Source organism: Arthrobacter sp. Alg241-R88, from assembly GCF_900537115.1.
In the GTDB taxonomy this organism is placed as follows: Bacteria; Actinomycetota; Actinomycetes; order Actinomycetales; family Micrococcaceae; genus Arthrobacter.
This window is the reverse complement of record NZ_UNRG01000011.1, coordinates 76,419-99,574: the sequence shown is the minus strand read 5'-3', so window position 1 is coordinate 99,574 and position 23,156 is coordinate 76,419. Positions and strand designations below refer to the sequence as shown.

Genomic DNA, 23,156 nt, shown 5'->3' with positions numbered 1-23,156 from the left:
GCCCGGTTACTTGGCCAGGTCCTTGGCCCAGTCGTACGTGGCCAGGAACGGATCCGGTTCAACTGCCTCCGGTGAGGACCAGACCGTGTCGATGAGCCCCTCCGAATTGATCTTCCCGATCCGCGGGGTCTTGGTGATGTGGTTGTTTTCCCCGTTGACCGTCACCAGGCCTTCGGGGGCTTCGAAGGTCACGCCATCCGCGGCAGTTTGCACCTTGTCCACGTCAAAGGACCCGGCCTTCTCCACCATGGCTTTCCAGAGGTACAGCGAGGTGTAGGCGGCTTCCATGGGATCGCTCGTCACGCGCTCAGCGCCGAACTTCGCTTTGAAGGCGGCAACGAACTTCTTGTTGGCCGGCGTATCGAGGGTCTGGTAGTAATCCCAGGCGGTCAGCTGCCCTTCCACGTTGTCCAAACCGACGCCGGGAACTTCCTCCTCGGCGATGGAAACTGAAACCACGGGCATGGTGTCAGCCGCGAGGCCAACGCTCTTGTACTGGCGGAAAAAGGCCACATTGCTGTCGCCGTTGAGGGTGTTGAAGACCGCGTCGGCTTTGGAGTCCCGGACTTTGTTGACGATGGTGGAAAATTCCGTGGAACCGAGCGGGGTGTACTCTTCACCAAGGATTTCGATGCCCTTGGCGGCGGCGTAGGCCTGGATGATCTTGTTGGCCGTCCGCGGGAAGACGTAATCGCTGCCAACCAGGAAGAGCGACTTGGTTCCCTGCTCGGCCAGGTAATCCAGGGCTGGAATGATCTGCTGGTTGGTGGTGGCACCGGTGTAGAAGATGTTCTTCGAGGATTCCAGGCCTTCATATTGCACCGGGTAGAACAGCAGCGCGTCGTTGGCTTCGAACACGGGGAGCATGGCTTTCCGGCTTGACGACGTCCAGCCCCCGAATACCGCGGCAGTGCAATCCTGTTGGATCAGCTTTCCGGCCCGCTCGGCAAACTTTGTCGGTTCGCTGGCACCGTCTTCACTGACCACCTGCAACTGTTTGCCCAGGACGCCGCCGGAAGCATTGATCTCCTCTGCGGCCAGGGTCAGGGAGTCGAAGACCGTGCTTTCGCTGATGGCCATGGTGCCGGACAGGGAGTTGATGAAGCCTACTTTGATGCTGCTTCCCGACGTGTCCACGCAGGAGGTGCCGGTGCTGGCGGTGGAGCCCGCGGATGCCGGATCTGCGATTTGGCTGCCGCAGCCCGCCAGGGCCGTGGCCATGGCTGCCGCCGCCAGGGGAAGGAAAGCGCGTTTGTTGACCGAAACCCTCATATGTACCTGCTTCTCACTCCGCCGCTGCGTGGGTAGCGGCTCGCCTCCGAGGTCCTGGGAAGTGACCCCTTGCGATGAATGTAGGAGCGGATTGTTTCGGCAGCTGCGGCAGTTGGTTTCGAAACCGTTTCGTCCTGACATCCCATGAGCGGCCGGATTTCCGGTGGGCGGCCGAAAACGCGAAAAAAGGCCGGAAAAGTGCGGAAAAGGAAGTTAACCTAGAGGAAACGTGCAGCGGCGTAACGTTGGCCCGCCGGCCGGACATAAACCGGCGGGCCGTCGTTAGTCGCGCCTGACCTGCGGCTTTACAAGGCGGCGGGAGCTACTGTCCGATAGCGCGGGGTCGCCAGAGCACCACAGCTTGCGAGCGGGGACGGGGGCGCTGGCCGCGTGCCAGGCTCACTACGTCGCCCGCTGCGCCCGCCGCAAAGATCCGGGAATCGAAAGGCTGGGGGCGCCGGCTCAGTTCGTCAGCCAGCTCCGCTACACGGTGCTGCAGGGCAGCCACCTGGTTTTCGAGTTCCAGGATCCGCTTGATGCCTTCGAGCGAGACGCCTTCCTGCGACAGTCGCTGCACCTCGCGCAGCATGTTGATGTCACGCTGCGAGTAGCGGCGGGACTTGCCGGGGGCGCGGCTGGGCGAGACGATGCCCATCCGGTCGTACTGCCGAAGAGTCTGGGGGTGCATGTCCGCCAGTTCAGCCGCCACCGAGATCACAAAGATCGGCTGGTCTGAGTTGATGTCCATGGCCCACCCGCTGCTAAAGCCGGGCCTTGGCGGCCAGGCCTTCTCGGACGTCAGCCCCGGCCGTGGCATCGGCAAACGCCTTGACCGCGGCTTCGGCTTCCTTGTTCAGGTTCTTGGGAACGGCGACGTCGATGGTCACCAGCAGGTCGCCGGTCCCCTTGGACGTCTTCACGCCTTTGCCCTTGACCCGGAGGGTACGGCCCGACGGCGTACCGGCCGGAACGCGGACCCGCACCTTTTCGCCCTCGATGGTGGGCACTTCGATATCGGCGCCCAGGGCAGCCTCGGGGAAGGTGACGGGAACATGGATACGCAGGTTGTCGCCGTCGCGCGTGTAGAACGGGTGCGGCTGGACCGAAACGGACACCACCAGGTCACCGTTGCCGGCGGCACCGGGCTGGCCCTTGCCGCGGATGCGGACTTTCTGGCCGTCCTTGATGCCGGCGGGCACGCGGACGTCGATAACCTCACCGCTGGGTTCCCGCAGTCCGATGGTGGTCCCGCGGATCGAACCCGCAAAGGAAATACTCGTGGAGGCAGTACGGTCAGCGCCCTTCTGCGGGGTCCGCTGGAAACCTGTCTGCCCAAAACCGCCGCCGAACAGGTCGGCAAACTCCGGCGGGATACCGCCGGCGGAGGGGTTGAACCCGCCGGCGTGGCGTCCGGTGTTGCCCGTGAACAGGCCGCCGAACATATCCTCGAACCCGCCGTTGCCTGCGCCGGCACCGCCGGGAGCAAATCGGGCTCCGCTGCCCATGGCCCGGATGGCGTCATACTGCTGGCGCTCTTCGGGATCGGAAAGTACTGAGTAAGCCTCGGAGATGTCCTTGAACTTCTTCTCGGAAGCAGAGTTCCCCGAGTTCGTATCAGGGTGGTGCTGCCTGGCCAGCTTCCGATAAGCCTTCTTGATGTCGGCGTCGGAAGCGTCCTTGGCGATACCAAGGATCGCGTAAAAGTCCTTGTCCACCCAATCCTGGCTAGCCAATGGCGTTTCCTTTCAAAGTACAAAAAGCGTTAAGGCGAGACTACCGCTCCGCCGGAGCGGAGGAGGGGGCCCGGGAGTGGCTTCGGGCCTGCCGGAGCTGGGCGGCTATGGATCGAAGATCATAGCCGCCCAGCGTAGGGGCGGGGCCCCCTCATCCGCGGAGGCGGAAGGTGAGTCAGGCCGGCACTGCCACAATCACCTGTGCGGCCCGGAGGACGCGGTCGCCTGACTTGTAGCCGGAGCGGAGTACCTGGCTGACGGTGTCAACTTCGATGTCCTCGCCGGGCTGCTGGATGAGGGCCTCGTGGATCGTGGGATCGAACTCCACGCCGGTCTCATCGATGCGTGCCAGGCCGTAGGTCTTCAGCGCGTTCTCCAGCTTGGTGGCGATCGCAGCGAAGGGGCCGTCGGCGAGGTCGCCGTGCTGCCGGGCGGCGTCGACGTCGTCCAGGACCGGAAGCAGGGAGTTCAGGACGCCGATGACGGCCATCTCCCCTGCCACGGCGCGGTCGCGTTCAACGCGCTTACGGTAGTTGACGTACTCAGCCTGCAGCCGAAGGAGGTCGTTCTTCAGCTCGGCCGCCTCCGTGGTGGTGGAGCCTGCCGGAACCCCCTGGGCCACGGATTCCTCGGCCGGCACTTCGATGCCGTTGAGGATCTCCTCGGCCTGGGCGAGCGCGTCGCCGTCGGAGTCCACGTCGGAACCCTCGCCCGGGGCTGACTCGGCGCCCTCAGGGTGCCGGGCCTGCCCGGTCACCGGGTCAACCTTGCGGTTGTCCCGGATGACCGGTTCCTGGTGGCCGTTGCCCTGCTGCTCCTGGCGCGCGGATGAGATGTGCTCTTCCTCGTTACCGTGGTGCGGCATGGCTACTTCTTCGCTTCGTCTTCGTCGATGATCTCGGCGTCGACGATGTCTTCATCGCCCGAGGCAGAACCCGTCTTCTCCCCGCCAGCGGCGCCTTCGGCACCTGCGGCACCGGTCGCGCCGTTGGGGGAACCGGCCTGGGCATAGATGGCCTCGCCCAGCTTGCCCTGGGAAGCCTGCAGCTTCTCGAAGGCGGCCTTCACAGCGGCGTCGTCCGTACCTTCGAGGGCCTTCTTGAGGTCGTCGACGTCGGTCTGGACCTCCGTCTTGACCTCTTCGGGCAGCTTGTCGGCGTTGTCGGCGATGAGCTTGTCCACGGAGTAGGCGAGCTGCTCTGCTGTGTTGCGGGTGTCGGTTGCCTCGCGGCGGGCCTTGTCCTCGGCTGCGTGCTCCTCGGCATCCTTGACCATGCGGTCGATGTCTTCCTTGGAGAGGCTGGAACCGCCCGTGATGGTCATGGACTGTTCCTTGCCGGTGCCCTTGTCCTTCGCCGAAACATGGACGATGCCGTTGGCGTCGATGTCGAAGGTGACCTCGACCTGCGGAACGCCGCGCGGAGCCGGGGCGATGCCGGTCAGCTCGAACGTGCCCAGCGGCTTGTTGTCGCGGGTGAACTCGCGCTCGCCCTGGAAGACCTGGATGGCCACGGACGGCTGGTTGTCGTCAGCGGTGGTGAAGGTCTCGGACCGCTTGGTGGGGATTGCGGTGTTGCGCTCGATCAGGTGCGTCATCACGCCACCCTTGGTTTCGATACCGAGGGACAGCGGGGTGACGTCGATCAGGAGGACGTCCTTGCGCTCACCCTTCAGCACGCCGGCTTGCAGGGCTGCGCCAACGGCCACAACCTCATCCGGGTTGACGCCCTTGTTCGGCTCCTTGCCGCCGGCGAGTTCCTTGACCAGCTCGGAGACTGCGGGCATACGGGTGGAGCCACCGACCAGGACGATGTGGTTGATGTCGGAGAGCTTGATGCCGGCTTCCTTGATCACATCGTGGAACGGCTTCTTGGTGCGCTCCAGCAGGTCCTTGGTGAGGTCCTGGAACTTGGCGCGGGTCAGCTGCTCGTCCAGGTGGACCGGGCCGTCGGGGGTGACGGACAGGTACTGGAGGGAGACGTTGGTGCTGGTGGAGGAGGACAGTTCCTTCTTGGCCTGCTCGGCTGCTTCGCGGAGGCGCTGGAGGGCGATCTTGTCCTTGGACAGGTCGATGCCCTTGACCTTGAGCTGGTTCAGCAGGTAGTCAACAACCCGCTGGTCCCAGTCGTCACCGCCCAGGCGGTTGTCACCGGCCGTGGCGCGCACCTGGATGGTGGAGAAGTTGTCTTCGTCCTTGCCGACTTCGAGCAGGGAGACGTCGAAGGTACCGCCGCCGAGGTCGAAGACCAGGATGAGTTCGTCTTCCTTGCCCTTGTCCAGGCCGTAGGCCAGTGCGGCCGCGGTGGGCTCGTTGACGATGCGGAGGACGTTCAGGCCAGCGATTTCGCCGGCTTCCTTGGTGGCCTGGCGCTCGGCGTCGTTGAAGTACGCCGGGACGGTGATCACAGCGTCGGTGACCTTTTCACCCAGGTAGGACTCGGCGTCGTTCTTCAGCTTCATGAGGATACGCGCGGAGATTTCCTGCGGGGTGTACTTCTTCTCATCGATGCCGACGGTCCAGCCGGTACCCATGTGGCGCTTGACCGAGGCGATGGTGCGGTCGATGTTGTTGACGGCCTGGCGCTTGGCGATCTCGCCGACCAGGACCTCGCCGGACTTGGAGAATGCAACGACCGACGGCGTGGTGCGGCCACCCTCGGCGTTGGCAATAACGGTGGGCTCGCCACCTTCGAGAACGGAGACGACGGAGTTAGTGGTTCCGAGGTCGATACCTACTGCACGTGACATGTGTTGCTTCCTTCTTTCCTTGGAAACTTACTGGCGCCCTGATGATTGAGCGTTCTGCACTCAACTTTACTCAGGGCGCCAGCGATGTCAATCCAAGTTGAGCGCAGTACGCTCAACTTTGTTTTCGGGCAGTGGAGAGTTGGCCTGGAGTTCCTTACGATGCCGGGCTTGAGCAGCGCACGACGGCGGCCCGCCGTTTCGCTGCTGGTGAACCGCGCCGCCGGGCTGTTTGCCTTGCGGTGCTACCTGTCGCTGTCCCGGTCACCATGAAGGGGCCCGCGCTCTTCAGCCGTGGTGTTGACCTGCCCGTCGGTAAGCCCCTCCCGGATCGCGTCAGTTTCGTGCCCGGTTCCAGCGGTGCCGGCATCCCCGTAATCCCCGTCCGGGTATTCGCCGTCGTCAAGGTTCCCGGCAGGGTCCCCTACGGTGCCGGCGTCACCGTAGTCGCCATCCACATACTGGCCGCCTTCGCCTTCCAGTCCGGGGGCACTGTTTCCCCTGCGGGGCTGCTCCGCTGCGGATTCCTGGTTCTCAGTCATGGTGCACCTCTCCTTTGAGTTCCGCGTCCATGCGGGCGCATTTGCAGTCTATCCAGCGGGCGTTTCCTCCAACAGGGCATCAGCCGTGCCCGTACGCTGCTCAAGCTCCTGCCGCCCCAGTTTGCCCGGCCACCAGATCCGCGGACCGATGTCGTAGGCCAGGGCGGGCACCAGCAGCGAGCGCACCAGGACGGTATCCAGCAGCACCCCGAAGGCGACGATGAACGCCAGCTGCACGAGGAACATGATGGGGATGACGCCCAGGGCGGCGAACGTGGCTGCCAGCACCACCCCGGCGGAGGTAATCACACCACCGGTGACGCCGAGCCCGCGAAGGATGCCGGGCCGGGTGCCGTGCTTCAGCGATTCCTCCCTGACGCGGCTCATGAGGAAGATGTTGTAGTCCACCCCGAGCGCTACCAGGAACACAAAGCCGAACAGGGGAACAGTGGCGTCCGCACCGGGGAAGCCCAGGATGTTGTTGAACACAAAGGCCGAGACACCCATGGCGGCCGCGTAGGAGAGGACCACCGAGAGCACCAGGAGGACCGGTGCAACCACGCTCCGGAGCAGCAGCATCAGGATGAAGAGGATGACCACCAGGACAACCGGGATGATGATCACGAGGTCGCGCTGGGCAGTGGTGTTGGTATCCAGGGCCGTGGCGGTTACCCCTCCCACCAGCGCGTCGGGGTCCACAGCCTTGACCTCCCCACGCAGGGCCTTTACGGACTCCTCCGCTTCGAGCGAATCCGCGGCGGAGTTCAGCGTGGCATTGATCAGCACTTTGCCCTCGCGGACGTCGGGAGCGCTGGGAGCACCGGGGGCTCCGGTGATAGGCACGGGACCCTGCGCCAACAGGTAGGCCTCGCCGACGCCGTCGGCCGCCTTCACAGTGTCCAGCACCTCCTCCGCCTTGCCCTGGTCCACCACCACGACGGCGGGGCTGCCGCTGCCGGCGTCGAAATGGCGCGCCAGGGCGTCCTGGCCGTCCACTGCGTTGGACGCCGCAAGGATGACGTCAGTCTGGGGTACCCCGTTGGCCTTGAGCTGAAGGACACCGGCGGAACCGGCCAGCAGAAGCAGGACCGAGGCAACCCAGACGATGCGGGGACGCCGCGAAACCAGTGAGCCCGTGGCACGCCACAGCCCCTTTTGGCCTTCCAGCCCGGTGATGAGCTCCGGGTCCCGCTCGTCCGCGGGGGAAAGTTTGGGGCGGAAGGGCCAGAACGCCGCGCGGCCCAGGAGCGCCATCAGGGCAGGCAGCAGGGTCAGGGCCGCGAACAGCGAGCAGAGGATGCCGGCAGCCGCCACGGGACCCAGCGCCTTGTTGGAGTTCAGGTCCGAGAAGAGCAGGCACAGCAGGGCGATGATCACGGTGGCGCCGGACGCGAGGATGGGCTCGAAGGAGGCCTTCCAGGCGGTCAGCACGGCGGCGGTGCGGTTGGTGGTGTGGGTCAGGGCTTCCCGGAACCTCGCCACATACAGCAGGGCATAGTCCGTGGCGGCGCCGATGACGAGGATGGACAGGATGCCCTGGCTTTGGCCGTTGAGCTGGATCCAGCCGGCCTTCGCCATGCCGAACACCAGCAGGATGGCCGCACACAAGGCGAAGACCGAGGTCAGGAGCACCACGATCGGCAGCAACAGCGAGCGGTAGACAATTAACAGGATCACAAAAACCGCGGCCAGCGCCACCAGCAGGAGGATGCCGTCGATGCCGGCGAAGGCGGCCGTGAGATCTGCCGCCAGGCCGGCAGGACCGGTGACATAGGTGCGCATGGCCTCGGGTGCTGCCCCGGCAACGGTGTCCCGCAACTCCTGGACAGCCTCCTTGATTTCGACCGACGAATCGATGGGGGCGATGAACTGGACCGCCTTGCCGTCCTCTGACGGAATTGGACCAATCACCGTACTGCCCAGTTCCAGGCCCTCAAGCTCCGTCCGCAGGGACGCGGCCTCGCCCAGTTGGGCAGGAGTGAGGCTTTCGTCGCTTTCCAGGACAATCACGCCGGGAACCTCATCAGAGTCCCGGAATTTCGCCTGCCAGTCCTGCGCGGCAGTGGCCTCGGCGCTGGCCGGCAGGAATGATGCCTGGTCATTGGAGGACACCTCCTCGAGCCGGCCGAAGGTGGGTCCGCCGACCCCGGCGAGCGCCAGCCAGGTCAACACGAGGATTACGGGGAGGAGCCAGCGCAGCCAGAAAGGACCGCGTTCCTTGAGTTGGGAATGGGAGTTCATAATGCCTTCCGGGCAGCTATCGGGAGTAGGATTAGTTCCATACTAGAGTATCTCTATAATGGAGATAAGTGGTTCCCTAGCTTTTTCTCCTCTTTAAACCGGGAAGAGGGGAAAGGCTCAGCTGAAGTAATATCCGTCAGTACGGTTAAGCCGCACAGTCGGCGCCCGAGGCGGGGCCGTATGAGCACAAATTCCTGGAGGCGGACATGGCAGGCGAAGAGACGTCCGCTGCCCCCGGCCCGCCGGCGGCCGGCGGGCCGCACCCGCTCGTGCGGCTCCTGCAGGAATTCACCCTTGAGGCCAACCGCTATGTGGACACAGCAGGCGGGCGCAAGGACATGCACCGGACGGACCTGAACGCGCTGGCCGTCATCATGCGCCACACGGCAAACGGCGGCACTGTCACGCCGGGCATCCTGCGCAAGGAGTTGAACCTGAGCTCCCCTGCCACCACTGCCCTGATCGACAGGCTGGACAACTCCGGACACGTAGTGCGCGAGCGGGACAGCTCCGACCGCCGGCAGGTTCACCTTCGCATGACGCCCAAGGCCTTTCAGGACGGCGGCGCCATCTTCGCTCCCCTCTCACACCGGATGGGCAGCGCCATGGCGAATTTCAGCGCGGAGGAACTCGAAACAGTGACCCGCTTTATGACGGCAATGGTGGAGGCCACGGTGGCCGCGCGGGAAGAATCGGCCAGCACGCCCAGGTAGGTTGGGGGTAGCGTTTGGTTATGAGTGCCCAGCAGCCCGAAGACGACGTTTACACGCACGGCCACCACGAGTCGGTGGTCCGCGCCCATGCCGCCAGGACGGCCGAGAACTCCGCCGCATTTGTCCTGCCGCACCTCGCGCCCGGCTCTGAAGTGCTCGACGTCGGCTGCGGCCCGGGCAGCATCACCTGCGATTTCGCCGTCCTGGTCAACCCCGGAAAAGTTACCGGCCTGGACCGCTCACCGGACATCATCGCCCAGGCCAAAGCCCTCGCCGTCGAGCGGGAGGTTTCCAACGTGGAGTTCGTGGCGGGCAACATCTACGACCTCGACTTCGACGACGAGACATTCGACGTCGTGCACGCCCACCAGGTGCTTCAACACCTCACCGACCCCGTGGAGGCGCTGCGGGAGATGCGACGGGTGGCAAAACCGGGCGGCATCGTTGCCGTTCGCGACGCCGACTTCCACGGCATGAGCTGGTACCCCGCCATCCCGGAACTGGACGAGTGGATGGAGCTGTACCAGCGCATCGCGCGGAGGAACGGGGCGGAGCCCGACGCCGGGCGGCGGCTGGTGAGCTGGGCGCAGTCGGCCGGCTTCACCGACGTCGCGCCCACCAGCAGCAACTGGCTTTACGCCACCGGACAGCAGCGCCGCTGGCAAGCGCGCGTCTGGGGCGAACGCGTGCTGCACTCCGCTTTCGCAGAGCAGGCACTGGAGTATGGTTTCGCCAACCCTGCCGACCTGGCCAGGATCTCTGCCGGCTGGCACCGCTGGGGATCCACCGACGACGGCTGGTTCCTGATTCCCAACGGCGAGGTCATCGCCCGGGCATAGGCTTTACGGCGTCATCCCTGCCCCGAACTGCCACTAAACTTGGCTGGTGCAATTCTCCCTTTGGCTCGCCCTGGCGGGCGCCGGTGCCCTGATCAGCTTCACCCCGGGCGCCGGGGCCATCAACACCATGAGCAACTCCCTGACCGCCGGTTTCCGCCGCTCCATCTGGGGCATCTTGGGGCAGCAATTGGCGCTGGTGGTGCACATCGTGATTGTGGCGCTCGGCGTGGGCGTACTGGTGGCGGGTTCGCCAGTGGCCTTCAACGTCATCCGCTACGCCGGCGCGGCATATCTTGTCTATCTGGGCATCAGGCAGTTCCTTAGCAAGCCGGACCTTGAACACGAGAAGATTGCGGGCTTGAGGAACGAGCCAGCCTGGTCCATCTTCCGGCGGGGCCTTTGGGTGAACCTGTTGAACCCGAAGGCAATCGTCTTCTTCCTCGCGTTTATGCCCCAGTTCATCCGGCCGGACCAGCCCCTCCTGGCCCAATACGCAGTACTGGCGGCAACGGTCGTCGCCATCGACATCCTGGTGATGTGGTTCTTCTTTGCGGCAGCAGCCAGGTCCTTCGAGCGCTTTACCCATAGCGCCCGAGGACAACTTGCCCTGAACCGATCGTTTGGCGTGTTGTTTGTGGCCGTGGGCATCCTGCTGGCTTTCCTCCACTGACCCTTCGGCACAGTTGGGCCCGCCAGCTGACGGCGGGTGTGACCAAAAAGCACACCTTCTTTACAAAAGAGTCAACCTTTATGAACCTGACGCTAGCCAACAGGGCCAATTAGCACGCATGCTTAGTATATGAACTCAACGTCGAGCCCATACCGTGTCATTGCCGTCTGTACCGGAAACATCTGCCGGTCCCCCATGGCCGAGCTGATGCTCGCCGCGGCGCTTGAACGCGAGGGGCTGGACAGCGTGGTCACCGTGGACTCAGCAGGCACCACCGGCTACGAAGCAGGCCGCCCGATAGACCCGCGGGCCGCACGGCGTTTGGACGCCACGCAGCTCTTCTCGGACAAGCACATCGCCCGGCAGTGGCAGCCCGCATGGTTCCGTGAACGCGACCTGATCCTGGCACTCGACATCGACCACTACGCGTGGCTGAGCGAGTCCGCGCCTGACGATGAGTCCCGGAACAAGATCCGCATGCTCCGGAGCTTTGATCCCCGGCTGGCAGAAAAAGACCTGCTGGACCAGGGGATCGAGGACCCCTGGTACGGCGGGCACGCAGATTTCGACGCCGTCTGGCACCAGATCCACGCCGCCCTGCCCGGGCTGGTGGATTATCTCAAAGGGGCTGTCCTCCAAGGCGCCCAGCTGCAGCGCTGATGAAAGCCCTGCGGGGATAAAGGTACGCTCTAATCCATGAGCCCTGCCCCCGTCATCATCGCCGTCGACGGGCGCTCAGGCGCAGGAAAGACAACACTCGCCGTTGAACTGGCGGCACGGCTTCGGGCGCACCACAAGGTCTCGCTGTTCCACCTCGAGGACATCTACCCGGGCTGGAACGGGCTGATGGCCGGAGTGGACCGCTACGTCGCCACCGTGCTGGCACCCTTGAGCCGGGGCGAGGCGGCTGCCTGGGTCAGCTGGGACTGGGAGAAACACTACGACGGCGACGTCCGCGTCACGCTGCCCGCCGAGATCGTCATCGTCGAGGGAGTGGGTTCCGCTGCCGCCGCTGCCCGCCCCTTCCTCAGTGCCGTCATTTGGGCTGACTCTCCCGAGGACATACGCCGGACCCGCGCACTGGACCGTGATGGCGGAACGTACGAACCGTTCTGGGACCAATGGGCGGCACAGGAAGAGCAGTGGCTGCGCGGCGACGACGTTCCCGGCCACGCTGACGTACACGTCCTGAACCGCGCAGACGGTGCCGCCCCCGCTGACGTACTCCAGCTCCTTCCCTACCTTCCCGCGTTGGCCACCGCCCTCTCCCCCGAACTGTCCGCCCGCCGCGACCTGAGCCTCCGCGCCGAATGCCTCAACCTGCGCCCGGAAGCCGCGGCACTGTTCAGCGCCCTCTACGGCAGTTCATCCAACGCAGTCTGGCTGGACTCCTCCAATACGGGCGCTGCCGCCGGGACTCCGCCGCACCCGTCCGGGTCCGCCGCAGCTTCAGAGCGCAGCCGCTTCAGCATCATGGCGGACGACGGCGGGTTGTCCGGCCAGTGCGTATCGCACCGCTCCGGCCACAGCGTGATCCACGCAGGCTGCGCCAGCGCCACCATCGAAGGGCCCTTCTTCCGTTGGCTGGACACCGTGTGGGGAGGCGCAACGGTCCACACTCCCGACGGCTACCCGGGCGAATTCGCGCTGGGCTGGCTGGGCTGCCTGGCCTACGAACTCAAGCGCGAAACCGGTGGAACCGATCTTGCAGCTCCCACGCCGGATGCCGCCCTGATCTTCGCCGCCAGGGCAGTGGTCCTGGACCACGCCGCAGGTACCGCCTGGCTCCTGGCCCTGGACGTTCCGGATGCGGACGAGTGGTTCAGGAACGCGCGGGCAGCTGTCCAAGCTGCCTCCGTACTAGCTCCGGATGCCGAGCGGCCCCCAAACGCCGGCGGCAGCAGCGGCGTCGTACTTTCAGGTCCGCCAGCGTTCCACAGCCGGGATACCGGTGCCGAATACAAGGCGAAAATCGCCGCCGCGCAGCACGAAATCACCGAGGGAAACAGCTACGAAGTGTGCCTGACCACCACACTCTCGGCCAGGGTTCCGGCCGCAGGGCTGGACCCGTGGCGGACCTACCTTGCCCTGCGGCGCAGGAACCCCGCGCCCTTTGCCAGCTACCTCCGGTTCGATAGCCTCACGCTTGCCAGCACTTCGCCCGAGCGGTTCCTGAAGATAGCGTCCGACGGCGCCATGCGGGCCGAGCCGATCAAGGGCACCCGCCGCCGTGCCTCCGATCCGGCGGAAGATGCCCGCCTGCGCTCAGAGCTCGAAACGTCCCTCAAGGACCGCGCCGAGAACATCATGATCGTTGACCTGCTGCGGAACGACCTCAGCCATTTCGCGGTCCCCGGCTCCGTGACCGTGAGCAGGCTTTGTGCCATCGAAAGCTACGCCACCGTCCACCAGATGGTCAGCACCATCGACGCCCAGCTGCGGCGTGGGTCGTCGCGGGCAGAGGCGGTGGCAGCCTGTTTCCCGGCCGGCTCCATGACCGGCGCGCCCAAAATCAGCACCATGGCCATCCTGGACCGGCTGGAAGGCGCAGGACGCGGCATGTACTCCGGTGCCGTCGGGTACTTTTCACTGAACGGGGCGACGGACCTCGCCGTCGCCATCCGGACGCTGGTGATCCGCGACGCCGGTGATGGAACCGCGGAACTGACCCTCGGCGTCGGCGGCGCCATCACTGCCGATTCCGACGCCGGCGAGGAGTACGAGGAGATCCGGACCAAGGCCTTCGGTGTCCTCTCAACGCTGGGTGCGGAGTTCCCGGAGGACTAAGCGTCCAGCATGGCTTACTGAACGGTCGCCGTCAGCCTGGCCACGTTGTCCACATAGCGTGCCGCCAGCGGGCGGTTAAGCCAGTCGGACAGCTTGAGCTCGTGCGAAATGTCCCGGTATGTGTCTTCGACGGCGCGCATCTTGGTGACGATGTCGGCTCCCAGCAGCATCACAGACACCTCCAGGTTCAGCGAGAAGGAGCGCATGTCCATGTTGCTGGAGCCGAGGACCGCCACTTCGTCGTCGATGGTGAAGTGTTTGGCGTGGAGCACAAACGGGGCTTTGTACAGGTAGATCCGGACGCCCGCCTCCAGCAGCGCCTCGTAGTAGGAACGCTGGGCGTGATGGACCAGGAACTGGTCTCCCTTTTCGGAGACGAACAACTCCACGTCCACGCCGCGCTGGGCAGCTGTGGTGATGGCGTAGAGCAGCGAATCGTCCGGGACGAAGTACGGGCTGCAGATGGAGATCCGGTGCTGCGCGGAGTAGATAAGGGTGTTGAAGAGCCGCAGGTTGTTTTCGGTAATGAACCCCGGGCCGCTCGGAACCACCTGCGCGGTGACGTTGCCGGGATGCGGGTTGGCCGGGAGCTGGAGCTGGTGTTCCAGGGACTCGTCGGTTTCACTCAGCCAGTCGGTGGCGAAGACGACGTTCAGGGTGGTGACGATCGGCCCATGGAGGCGGGCCATCAGCTCCACCCACTCCCGGCCGGCCTTGCGGTGCCGGGGGTTGTTGTAGGAGGGCTCGATCAGGTTCTGGGAGCCGGTGAAGGCGATTTCGCCGTCGATCACCATGATCTTGCGGTGGTTCCGCAGATCGGGCCGGCGCCACTGGCCGTGAATGGGCAGGAGCGGGAGCATCCGCTTCCACTGGATCTTGCCGGCCCTGAGCCGCTTTAACAGGTTTTTGTAACCCTTGACCCGGAGGGTGCCGATGTGGTCGAACAGCACCCGGACTTCCACGCCACGCTCCGCTGCTTCCTCCAGGGCGGTCAGCAGGTCATTGGTGATGTGGTCCGTGCTCATGATGTAGAACTCGGCATTAACGAACTTTTTCGCCTTCCGCACCGCCTCCGTCATCTGCAGGATGGAGTCGGGGTAGCCGGGGATGAGGTCCACGGAGTTGCCGTCCACCATGGGGAGCGAACCCAGCCTCCGGTTCAATTCCGCGGCGGACCTCACCCATTCCGGGCCCGGGTAGTCGCTTTCCACGTCGGCGAGGGACGAGATCCCGGCGCGCACCCGCTCGTTGACCAGCTGCTGCTGCTCCCGGCGCCGCTTTGACAACTGGAAGTTGCCGAACAGCAGGAAAAGGACGATGCCCACAAACGGGACAAAGAAAATGCCCAGCAACCAGGCCATGGCCGTCGTGGGCCGCCGGTTGCCGGGGATGATGCCCACGGCCAGCACCCTGATCACCAGGTCGGCGACAGCCAGCAGCACCACGATCCACGTCGGCGCGGAACCGGCAAGCGAAAATGGCCACAACACGGAAATAACCCCCGGGAGACGGGCCGCCGGCGGACGGTTTCCAGCCGGGGCACTCTGCCCAGCTTATCCGCGGGACGCCGCACTAAGCTGGAGCCATGACCTCTCCAGCTTCCGTGGTTCTCGTATTCCTCGACCCCTCCCACCCGGACGGTCGGCTGGCCGACGCAACCAAGCCTCAGCTGCTGGTGACGGACCAGGGCGCTACCCGGGGCGACGGGATCTTCGAGACGATGCTGGCAGTGGACGGCAGCGTACGGAAGATCCAGGCCCATCTGGACCGCCTGGCGGGTTCCGCAGCGGCGCTGGACCTCGCCATTCCCGGCGAGGAGGAGTGGCGCCGAGCGGTCGCCACCGCCGTGTCCGAACACCTCGCCCAGCATCCGCCCGCTTCCGGGGCCGACAACGAACTGGTGGTCAAGCTCGTGGTGACCCGTGGTGTGGAGGGCGCCTCAGCCCCCACCTCTTGGGTCCAGGTTTCTCCTGTGGGGGCGGCCGGGCACCGCCAGCGCGAGGCTGGGCTCGACGTCATCCTCCTGGACCGCGGCTACGACAGCGACGTCGCCGAGCGCGCCCCATGGCTGCTGCTCGGGGCGAAGACGCTCTCCTACGCTGTCAACATGGCAGCCCTGCGCCACGCCCACAAGCAGGGCGCGGACGACGTCATCTTCATCTCCTCGGACGGCCGGGTCCTGGAGGGCCCCACGTCCACCGTGCTGATGGCGCACGTGGAAACGTCCGACGACGGCGCCCCCGTTAAGCGCCTGATCACACCGCAGCTGGACAGCGGCATCCTGGCCGGCACCTCCCAGGGTGCGTTGTTCGCTGCGGCCAAAGCGGCCGGCTGGGAACTGGGGTACGGCCCGCTGGAGCCCCAGGACCTGCTGGATGCCGATGCGGTGTGGCTGATTTCGAGCGTGCGGATGCTTGCGCCCGTGAACCGCATTGACGGCAAAGAGGTGGGGCTGCCATCGGTGCAGAAGGAGCTCACCGCGGAGCTGAACGAGTTGTTCGCGGGTATCGAATAGCAGTTTTTCCCGGGCCATGTTCCTAGTGCGGTAGGAGCCGTAGGGTATGGTTCATGACTGCTGACGAACAGCCAACCGGAAAACTGACGTTTGATGAATGCTGGGACCTCCTGGAGGGTGACACCCTGGGCCGCCTTGGCCTGGTGGTGGACGGCCATCCGGAGATCTTCCCGGTCAACTATGTGGTGCACCGCCGGAGCATCGTCTTCCGGACTTCCGGAGTGACCAAGCTGTGGAACGCGAAATCCGAAAGGCCTGCCGCACTCGAAATCGACGGCTACGATCCGCACACCGAAGAGGCCTGGAGCGTTGTGGTTCGCGGGGACACCGAGATCATAGAGGACCAGGCGGACAAGGATGCCGTGGACAGCCTGGGCCTGGAACCCTGGCAGCCGGGCGAGAAAGCCCACTACATCAGGTTGTCAGCACGTGCGATGACCGGCCGCCGCTTCAAGGTGAACTCGCCCGACGTCTGGAACACCCGCACTGCTGACCGCCGGCGGGCTTCCTTCGAGTAGCTGCCGCGGCACTCCCGCCAACTAGGCGGGGGAAGCCTGCGGTTCCCGAGTCAGTTGCGCTTCGAGGCCTGACAGCAGGATGGTGATGCCTTGGTCCAGCTCGCGCTCGCCATCATAATCGGCGAGCGCTGGGGCCAGTGCACGGAGCCGGGGAAACTCTTTTGATGGCAGCCGGTGCAGTCCCAGCCGGAGCAGCACTTCGTTCTCTTCCGGGTCCACAACGAAWYCCTGCAGCTCATTCAAAATGTGGCCATAGAGGAACCCGTAGTAGGCGCGGTAGACATGGAGGGCATCGGCAGGGCTGAAGCCGGCCCCAATGAGCAGGGAGAGGATCTGCTCGAGCGGGCGCAGGGTCCCCAGGGGCCTGAGCCCCAGCGGCGTGGAAAGCGGCCTGGTCACCAGCAGCGGTACGACATTGGGGTGCTGGAGCGCGAGCCGCCGCAGGTTATGCGCGATATGCCGGAGCTGCGCTTTCCAGTCGGGGTCCTCGGGGTGGATGGGCAACTCGTTGAGCACCAGCTCCGAGACGCCGTCCAGCAATGCCGCCCGGTTCTCCGCATAGCGGTACAGGCTCATGGGATCCCGTTCCAGTTCCTGCCCGAGGCGGCGCATGGTCAGGGCCTCCAGGCCCTCCGCATCCACTACTTCCAAAGCTTTGGTGAGCACCACATCACGGCTCAACCTCGCTTTGTGGTCGCGGCGTTTCGTGCCTGGGGCCTTGGGCGAGGACATCAGTTTTTCCATTCTGGAGCCGGCAGCAAGCGTTGCGCGGGCAGTAATTCCAGACGCTTGCCGTATTTGTAGTCTACGGCTAAAGTCTACAGTGTAGATAAGGCATTCACGCCGCCTGTAGGCCCTGATTTTCTGCGGGGCCGGTCACACTCCATTGCCCTGTGCAAGGCATTTGAGGTCTGCTGCTGTAGCCGAACGGCGGCGCCACGCACGTAGCGAAGGGACGCCGTCATGGCTAATTCGCAGTTCGACCTGTTTCTCCACGAAGCCACCTACCTCGACCAAACCTCTGACTCCACCTTGGATCAGGACCGCCTTTATGGGCTCTACACCAGCTGGTGCTTCATTAACCAGCAGACACCCGGCCCGGAATCCACGTTTTGGGCCGCCATGAAGAACAAGATCGACCCCGCGCGCAATGGCCTCCGCATGAAGGGCCCTGCCGCCACGGACTACATCATGACCAGCTACCCCGGACTCGTTTAAGAGCGGGCAGCGACAAAAGGCGTGAACCGCCCGGCACGAAGCCGAGCGGTCCACGCCTTTTTGCTATTTACCTCCGGGAGCCGGGAACGCGGCGTCCACTTCCACCTCGACGAGCCACCCGTTCACAGGCAGGTTTTCGATCTCGAGGGCAAACCTTGAGGGCCGGGCAGCATTGATGACGAACGGTGCGGCGGGCGCAGCCGAACCCAGGGGAACCTTGAAGGCGGAACCGTCGGACAGGCTGGTGTTGGCGAAGTACTGCCGGTACGCACGGTTCCAGCCGTCGAAGTCCGCTTTTTCTGCACCGGCGGGGTTCTGGAGGAAGACGCGCATGGTGATGACGTCGTCGTAATCCAATCCAGCCTGGGCAAGGTTCTCGCCAATCCTGCGGAGGGCGTTGATTCCCTGCGCCTCGGTGATGGTGACACCGGGCGGGAGGACCCCGCCGGGGAAGACTGCGGTGTCCACGTAGCGCTGCTCACTGCCGGCAGGGGCAGCGGTGTTAAGCGCGGACGGTCCCAGGCCGCTGGTCTTGTAAATGGGAGTGTTTGCACCGATTGCCACGCCGCCGGCAATCATGGGGTTGTCCTGACCGGCGGGAAGGTTGGAAACCGTAGTTCCGGGCTTGGGATCGGTGAGGTCCTTGAAGACCGCCGGCGCGGCGAAGGCTGCGGTAGCGGTGAGGCTGATTCCGGCGATACCGGCGGCGATGAGGGAAAGTTTGCGGCGCAGCATGGGCTTCTTTCGGGGTTTGGCTTGAGTTATGGCGGGAGCAGGGAGGGGCTTCATCCGGCCACCATTGCTGCCGCCCGGGTGTGCAGGGCGGTGACGGCGGCCCTGGCAGAGGTCATGGCGCCGTGCTGCCAGGCGATGGCGTGGCTCAGGTGGTCGCCGGCAAAGTAGATGTTGCCGGACGGTTCCAGCAGCTTGGCGTATTTGGCGTCCGTCTGCGACGGCCAGCCCACCCAGGCGCCTTCAGAAAAGGCGGTATTCCCCCAGTCAACCGAGAACGACGCCGCGACATCCTTGCGGTAAACGTCGCCGTGGATCCTGGCACCCTGGTCCAGGGCGCGGCTCAGGCGCTTCTCCGGGCTGAGTTCCTTGTACACGCGGGCGCTGGCGCCGGTGTTGTAGTACCCGACCATCGTGCCGCGCTGCCCGTGGAAGCCGGTGGACGGGTACCACATGTTGCCGAGATCGATATTGGTGTTGGTGATGCCGCCGTAGATGCGGTGGTCTTCCTCCCACCAGCGGCGGGAGTACTCGATGCCGATCTTGCCGGCGTCGGCGGGGCTTGCGAATTTCAGGGCGTCGAGCACGTCTGTGGGAAGGTTGCCCGGAACCTTGGCGGCGATCTGCGGCGGCAGGGTGCAGACCGCAAAGTCCGCTTCGATCTTCTTTGCCTGGCCGCCCGGGTTGGTGTACTCCACCGCCACACCGGCGGCAGTGTTGTTCATGGACAGGACCTGGGCCCCGTAAACGAACTTGTCCTTGCCAATGGCGGCTTCGAACGCGTACGGGATGCGGTCCATGCCGCCCACGGGCTGGAACATCATCATGGCCTGGTCCCAGCCGAATTCGAAGGAGAAGTAGTTGCCGACGCCGCTGGCAAAGACATCCGAAAGGGCATCCGGCGCCAGGGGTGTTCCCGCTTCCAGCCCGGCGCCCGGGGCCACGGAGTAGCCCTTGCGGCCCGTGCCGGTGTACTTGAAGCTTGCCGCCGCATCACCGGGAACCTTGCCGCCGATGGCGCCGAAGTTCCGCAGGAAGGAGATCAGGTTCTCCTTATCCGCGGCGCTCATGTAGCTGTCCAGGGCACCCTGGTCCGTGGCTTTGGCGAGGAGCTCGGAGACGTAACCGTAGACATCGGCTTTGGCGGCGCGATGGCGGACAGGGGTGTTGGAGAGCTTGGTGTTGCCCTCCCGGAACAGATATCCGTCAGCATTCTGGTTGGTGAACGGCTCGATCGCCACCCCCAGTTCCTTGCAGTAGTCCAGGGTGATGTGGTGCTGGGGAATGCGGCCGGGGCCGGCATTCATGTACTGGTCCTTCGAGAAGGTTGCCCGCTGGGTAATTCCGCGGAGGTCTGTTTCCTCGGTGCCGCCACGTACGGTCCAGTTGCGTCCGCCCGGCCGCATCCGGGCCTCGAGGATGGTGACTTTGTAGCCCGCCTTGCCCAACTCATAAGCAGTCGTCAGGCCGGCGATGCCGCCGCCCAGGATGACGACGCTCTTCCCCTTGCCCTGCAGGTCATTGGCCCGGGGCGCAGCATAGGCAGGCGCGGCCGTATCGGGAGCCAGGCCCATCGCGGCCATGGTCTCGTACATCACCCCGGCTCCTCCCACCATGCCCACGTAGCGGAGGAAGTTCCTGCGAGTCGCATCTGTCATTTTTTCCCTTTCACCGGAGTGTTACGAGGTGAGCGTAAGGGTCAAATGTTTCGTCAAATGCTGTGACAATGTCGGTGCTGTACCGTTCACATTTCCGTGAAGTAAACGCTTCCCGGATGTCGCAGGCAACTCCAGGGGATGCCCTACGTGGGAATCACCCGGAAGAGGAACCTGGTCCGGACCATGACCCACAGGAGCCCCAGCACTACGGCATAGGCGGCGGTGTTGAGCAGCACGTCCTCCTGCTGCAGCGCCGGAATATTGGCCACTACGGCGATCAGCACCACGTGCATGATGAAGACGTAGAGGGTGGCGCGGCCCAGCGGAATCAGGAACCAGCCGAGTGCGCGCTGCACGGGTTTCCAGTACGCGGTGAGGAAGGCGTAGGCCGCCACCACCATGACCAGGACGTTGAGCAGCCGGCCCGGCCCCAGATACGTGCGGCCAAAGAAGAAGTCGTACATGCTCCGGTACAGGGCGTCCGGGATGATCGCAAGGCGGACATCAAAGCCGTTCGCCAGGTAGGGGTTGCCCCACGAGAGAAACGCGAACAGGAGTGCGACGGCGGTGCACGCAACCACCAGCCAGGTCTGCCCCGCCAACCAGGCGGCGATGCTGCGCCGGTGGTAGCCGGCGACGAGTCCGATCACGAACAGCACCTGCCACACGAGCAGCGGGAACGAATCCTCGAACTGCGAGGGCAGGAGCCGGAACCTCGTGGCCGCTCCCACGGCGTAGACCGCAAGGGTTCCGGCCAGCACCCAAACCGCCTTGCCCCGGTTAAGCGCAGCCAGGATCAGCGGGCTGGCAAGGAGCAGCACCACGTAAAGCCCCATCACGTTGAACTGCCAGGGCCCGAACTGCAGCAGCAGGATGGCAGGAAGCACCTGCGGCGGAACCGGGAACTGGAAAAGGGATTCCATGCCTGCATAAAGGTCATAGGTACGGCCGGCGCCGTCGTGCCCTGCCCCGCCCGTTCCCTGGTCCACAAAGGTAGTGAGGGCGTCAGTCCGGAAGACCGGCAGCAACGAGACCAGGAAGACGCCAATGAGGACTACCAGTGCCGTCAGGTAGAGCTTGCCGGCCCGCCGCGAGGTTAGGTCAACCACCGTTCCGAAGTCGTCCTTCGCTCTGGGCCCGTACACCATACCCACCACCAGGCCGGAGAACAGGACAAACAGCTCGGCACCCGAGACAAACCCCACCGCCTCCTGCGTGAGCAACTGGAACAGCGAGGCCATGCCCAGGTGGTTAACCACAACAAAGACGATGGCCAGGCCGCGCAACATATCCACCCGGGAATCCCTGCTGGACGGGTCAGAGTATCCCCACGCCGTTGCGGCATTCACCCGGCGGGGAATCTGCCACAGGGCAACCAGGACGATGAGGAGCGCTGCCCCTACTGTCCAGGCGGCGGTCCCCGTCAGGGTGTTGGCCCGGACGTACGCGCTGCCGGAGCTGACCTCGGTGACCGGTCCAGTGACGATGGGGGACCCTTCCAGCGCGCCCAGGGCGGCGTTGGCGATGCCCGGGTTTCCGGTGAGCCGCCAGTCAATGCTGGCCACGCCGGTGTCCCTGGTGCTGGTCCGCTCGTCCCACACCACAGCCCCTGCCATGCGGAATTCGCCGGCAGTGGCGACCCCAACCACCTGGTCCCACCAAGCGGCCTTGATGTCCACTTCGGATGCGCCGCCGGAGACCGGGCTGTAGAACGCGGAGGTTTGCAGGAGGAACGGCTTGTCCCGTCCCGCTGAATAGCTGGCGTAGAAGTTTTCACCGCCGGAGGCCGTGAGCATTTCCCGCAGTTCGCCGGCGCGGGGAACTGTGTTGACGGCAGCACCACCGGCTGTGTCGTCGTGGAAGGCGGTCAGGCCAACCCAATCCACCGCATCGTCCCCGGGATAGTAGGGTTCGTAAGCCGCGTCCGAGCCGTTCCAGACGCCGTCGCCGTTGGTATCAAGCAGCGCGAACCCGTCATTTCCCTGTGCAGGCGCGTTCCGGTTCCGGTCGAACGGATAATCCGTGCCCAGGTACGGTTCCCAGACCATCACAGTGCCCCCGCCGCCGTCGACCTCCCGGAACGCCGCCGTCACAGCCCGGAACGCCTCGCGGTAGGCAGCCGGCTGCTGGCCCCACTCAACCCAGCTCGCATTCATGTCCGGGGCAAACCGGACCAGCAGCTGTCCTTTGAAACTGGACGCAAGCTCCAACACCCGTTCGGCGAAGCGCCTCGCAGCGGCGGCGTCGATCTCGTCCAACGGCACGGTGGGCTTCACGGTGAGCATCGCGTGGGCACCCTGCAGGGAGGACTGTTCCAGGAATCCCTTGATGTTGTTTTGCTCTGATGAGCGGTAGGGAAACGCTATGTCGTGGCCCAAAATGGCCGGGGAAGCGCCCAGCCGGTCGGCGAAGCCGGCGGCGGAGTCCTCGCCCCATTCAAGGACGGCGCCCAGCAGCGGCTTTCCCTCTTCCGGAAAAAACCTTCGCGCGGCCTGGGCTGACCCTGCAGGCAGCACCACAGCCACGAGGGCAATCAGCAGCGTGGCAAGGAACGCCCCGACTACGCGCAGCCCGGGTACCCGGTAAAGGCCGGCAGGGTGCTGTGGCGCGGCAGTTCGCGTGCTGATGGGGACCCCCGGTGCTGGTTCTGATGATGAGGCACTGCCCCGTAAGAAACTGTATCTGGCGGCGCGTCCGCAAAAGGCCAAAAAGGGGCGTCCACCTGCGGTGATGCCGCCGCCGTCGGTTCCTCCGGCGTCGCGGAAACCGCTGCCTGGTGCACCGTGCCTGGTTCAGTTACGGAACATGACGACGGCGGCCGTGCGGCCCTGCGCGCCAAGTGTTACGTTTCTGGGGAGTAATGAGTACCGGCACCAAGCCCTGACTGGCCGGTCGGCAACCCTCCTTTCACGGCGGGGTGCCTCAGGTGAATACTCGGCATATCGACCGATTCGAGTTGCAAGCGTGAGAGAA

The 23,156-nt window shown here is 64.8% G+C and carries 20 protein-coding genes and 1 riboswitch; of the genes, 8 read left to right on the top strand and 12 right to left on the bottom strand.

The genetic code is table 11. The features are described 5' to 3' along the window. Positions 1-6: 6 nt before the first annotated feature. The 7 genes from urtA to G6R19_RS18310 form a co-directional block, all read right to left on the bottom strand. Positions 7-1,272, bottom strand: coding sequence for an urea ABC transporter substrate-binding protein (urtA, locus tag G6R19_RS18340; protein WP_163167623.1), 1,266 nt, complete (start codon positions 1,270-1,272; stop codon positions 7-9). A 322-nt stretch (positions 1,273-1,594) separates the two neighbouring features. Next, positions 1,595-2,020, bottom strand: a complete 426-nt coding sequence (locus G6R19_RS18335; protein ID WP_163167621.1) for a helix-turn-helix transcriptional regulator — start codon at positions 2,018-2,020, stop codon at positions 1,595-1,597. 13 nt (positions 2,021-2,033) lie between these two features. Next, complete coding sequence (locus G6R19_RS18330; protein ID WP_205484585.1) at positions 2,034-3,005, bottom strand: DnaJ C-terminal domain-containing protein; 972 nt, start codon at positions 3,003-3,005, stop codon at positions 2,034-2,036. A gap of 175 nt (positions 3,006-3,180) precedes the next feature. Then, on the bottom strand, positions 3,181-3,870 hold the full coding sequence (locus G6R19_RS18325; RefSeq protein WP_163167619.1) for a nucleotide exchange factor GrpE: 690 nt from the start codon (positions 3,868-3,870) through the stop codon (positions 3,181-3,183). A 2-nt stretch (positions 3,871-3,872) separates the two neighbouring features. Next, the gene (gene dnaK / locus G6R19_RS18320) at positions 3,873-5,753 is read right to left on the bottom strand and encodes a molecular chaperone DnaK (RefSeq protein WP_163167617.1); all 1,881 of its coding nucleotides are present in this window, start codon (positions 5,751-5,753) and stop codon (positions 3,873-3,875) included. A 242-nt stretch (positions 5,754-5,995) separates the two neighbouring features. Beyond that, positions 5,996-6,292, bottom strand: coding sequence for a hypothetical protein (locus G6R19_RS18315; RefSeq protein ID WP_163167615.1), 297 nt, complete (start codon positions 6,290-6,292; stop codon positions 5,996-5,998). A 48-nt stretch (positions 6,293-6,340) separates the two neighbouring features. After that, positions 6,341-8,533, bottom strand: a complete 2,193-nt coding sequence (locus G6R19_RS18310) for an efflux RND transporter permease subunit (protein WP_163167613.1) — start codon at positions 8,531-8,533, stop codon at positions 6,341-6,343. 206 nt (positions 8,534-8,739) lie between these two features. Between G6R19_RS18310 and G6R19_RS18305 the strand changes: the two genes are divergently transcribed. The 5 genes from G6R19_RS18305 (at position 8,740) to pabB (ending at position 13,542) form a co-directional block, all read left to right on the top strand. Next, positions 8,740-9,246, top strand: coding sequence for a MarR family transcriptional regulator (locus G6R19_RS18305; protein WP_163167611.1), 507 nt, complete (start codon positions 8,740-8,742; stop codon positions 9,244-9,246). Between the two features lie 20 nt (positions 9,247-9,266). After that, on the top strand, positions 9,267-10,085 hold the full coding sequence (locus G6R19_RS18300; protein ID WP_163167609.1) for a methyltransferase domain-containing protein: 819 nt from the start codon (positions 9,267-9,269) through the stop codon (positions 10,083-10,085). A gap of 46 nt (positions 10,086-10,131) precedes the next feature. After that, positions 10,132-10,755, top strand: a complete 624-nt coding sequence (locus G6R19_RS18295; protein ID WP_163167607.1) for a LysE family transporter — start codon at positions 10,132-10,134, stop codon at positions 10,753-10,755. 129 nt (positions 10,756-10,884) lie between these two features. Further along, positions 10,885-11,415, top strand: a complete 531-nt coding sequence (locus G6R19_RS18290) for a low molecular weight protein-tyrosine-phosphatase (protein WP_163167605.1) — start codon at positions 10,885-10,887, stop codon at positions 11,413-11,415. 36 nt (positions 11,416-11,451) lie between these two features. Then, entirely contained in the window at positions 11,452-13,542 is a 2,091-nt protein-coding gene (gene pabB, locus G6R19_RS18285; protein WP_163167603.1) for an aminodeoxychorismate synthase component I, read from the top strand. Between the two features lie 14 nt (positions 13,543-13,556). Here pabB and cls read toward each other — a convergent pair whose 3' ends face one another. After that, positions 13,557-15,032, bottom strand: coding sequence for a cardiolipin synthase (gene cls / locus G6R19_RS18280; protein WP_205484579.1), 1,476 nt, complete (start codon positions 15,030-15,032; stop codon positions 13,557-13,559). Between the two features lie 95 nt (positions 15,033-15,127). On the opposite strand from cls, the gene G6R19_RS18275 reads away from it, so the two are divergent. Together G6R19_RS18275 and G6R19_RS18270 are read left to right on the top strand one after the other, a co-directional pair. Beyond that, entirely contained in the window at positions 15,128-16,057 is a 930-nt protein-coding gene (locus G6R19_RS18275; RefSeq protein ID WP_163167601.1) for an aminodeoxychorismate lyase, read from the top strand. Between the two features lie 53 nt (positions 16,058-16,110). Next, positions 16,111-16,575 (top strand): pyridoxamine 5'-phosphate oxidase family protein, encoded by a 465-nt coding sequence (locus G6R19_RS18270; RefSeq protein ID WP_163167599.1) that lies wholly within the window; start codon positions 16,111-16,113, stop codon positions 16,573-16,575. A 21-nt stretch (positions 16,576-16,596) separates the two neighbouring features. Here G6R19_RS18270 and G6R19_RS18265 read toward each other — a convergent pair whose 3' ends face one another. Further along, complete coding sequence (locus G6R19_RS18265; RefSeq protein ID WP_163167598.1) at positions 16,597-17,307, bottom strand: TetR/AcrR family transcriptional regulator C-terminal domain-containing protein; 711 nt, start codon at positions 17,305-17,307, stop codon at positions 16,597-16,599. A gap of 231 nt (positions 17,308-17,538) precedes the next feature. On the opposite strand from G6R19_RS18265, the gene G6R19_RS18260 reads away from it, so the two are divergent. Continuing rightward, positions 17,539-17,793 carry a hypothetical protein gene (locus tag G6R19_RS18260; RefSeq protein ID WP_163167596.1) on the top strand — a complete coding sequence of 85 codons (255 nt, stop codon included), beginning with the start codon at positions 17,539-17,541 and terminating at the stop codon, positions 17,791-17,793. A gap of 63 nt (positions 17,794-17,856) precedes the next feature. Here G6R19_RS18260 and G6R19_RS18255 read toward each other — a convergent pair whose 3' ends face one another. The 3 genes from G6R19_RS18255 to G6R19_RS18245 all read right to left on the bottom strand — a co-directional run bounded on the left by G6R19_RS18255 (position 17,857) and on the right by G6R19_RS18245 (position 22,708). Continuing rightward, complete coding sequence (locus G6R19_RS18255; RefSeq protein WP_240341960.1) at positions 17,857-18,582, bottom strand: Rid family hydrolase; 726 nt, start codon at positions 18,580-18,582, stop codon at positions 17,857-17,859. Next, positions 18,579-20,183, bottom strand: coding sequence for a flavin monoamine oxidase family protein (locus G6R19_RS18250; protein WP_163167594.1), 1,605 nt, complete (start codon positions 20,181-20,183; stop codon positions 18,579-18,581). Before G6R19_RS18250 ends, G6R19_RS18255 begins: the two co-directional genes overlap by 4 nt. Positions 20,184-20,326: 143 nt before the next feature. Further along, positions 20,327-22,708 carry an OpgC domain-containing protein gene (locus tag G6R19_RS18245; RefSeq protein WP_240341959.1) on the bottom strand — a complete coding sequence of 794 codons (2,382 nt, stop codon included), beginning with the start codon at positions 22,706-22,708 and terminating at the stop codon, positions 20,327-20,329. Between the two features lie 331 nt (positions 22,709-23,039). Further along, a riboswitch (SAM riboswitch) is annotated at positions 23,040-23,154 on the top strand. Positions 23,155-23,156: the final 2 nt, after the last annotated feature.

What these genes read in the sequence shown, in the direction of transcription:
- urtA (WP_163167623.1), bottom strand. Translation starts at nt 1,272, where the DNA reads ATGAGGGTTTCGGTCAACAAACGCGCTTTCCTTCCCCTGGCGGCGGCA.
- G6R19_RS18335 (WP_163167621.1), bottom strand. Translation starts at nt 2,020, where the DNA reads ATGGACATCAACTCAGACCAGCCGATCTTTGTGATCTCGGTGGCGGCT.
- G6R19_RS18325 (WP_163167619.1), bottom strand. Translation starts at nt 3,870, where the DNA reads ATGCCGCACCACGGTAACGAGGAAGAGCACATCTCATCCGCGCGCCAG.
- dnaK (WP_163167617.1), bottom strand. Translation starts at nt 5,753, where the DNA reads ATGTCACGTGCAGTAGGTATCGACCTCGGAACCACTAACTCCGTCGTC.
- G6R19_RS18315 (WP_163167615.1), bottom strand. Translation starts at nt 6,292, where the DNA reads ATGACTGAGAACCAGGAATCCGCAGCGGAGCAGCCCCGCAGGGGAAAC.
- G6R19_RS18310 (WP_163167613.1), bottom strand. Translation starts at nt 8,533, where the DNA reads ATGAACTCCCATTCCCAACTCAAGGAACGCGGTCCTTTCTGGCTGCGC.
- G6R19_RS18305 (WP_163167611.1), top strand. Translation starts at nt 8,740, where the DNA reads ATGGCAGGCGAAGAGACGTCCGCTGCCCCCGGCCCGCCGGCGGCCGGC.
- G6R19_RS18300 (WP_163167609.1), top strand. Translation starts at nt 9,267, where the DNA reads ATGAGTGCCCAGCAGCCCGAAGACGACGTTTACACGCACGGCCACCAC.
- G6R19_RS18290 (WP_163167605.1), top strand. Translation starts at nt 10,885, where the DNA reads ATGAACTCAACGTCGAGCCCATACCGTGTCATTGCCGTCTGTACCGGA.
- pabB (WP_163167603.1), top strand. Translation starts at nt 11,452, where the DNA reads ATGAGCCCTGCCCCCGTCATCATCGCCGTCGACGGGCGCTCAGGCGCA.
- G6R19_RS18275 (WP_163167601.1), top strand. Translation starts at nt 15,128, where the DNA reads ATGACCTCTCCAGCTTCCGTGGTTCTCGTATTCCTCGACCCCTCCCAC.
- G6R19_RS18270 (WP_163167599.1), top strand. Translation starts at nt 16,111, where the DNA reads ATGACTGCTGACGAACAGCCAACCGGAAAACTGACGTTTGATGAATGC.
- G6R19_RS18260 (WP_163167596.1), top strand. Translation starts at nt 17,539, where the DNA reads ATGGCTAATTCGCAGTTCGACCTGTTTCTCCACGAAGCCACCTACCTC.
- G6R19_RS18255 (WP_240341960.1), bottom strand. Translation starts at nt 18,582, where the DNA reads ATGAAGCCCCTCCCTGCTCCCGCCATAACTCAAGCCAAACCCCGAAAG.
- G6R19_RS18250 (WP_163167594.1), bottom strand. Translation starts at nt 20,183, where the DNA reads ATGACAGATGCGACTCGCAGGAACTTCCTCCGCTACGTGGGCATGGTG.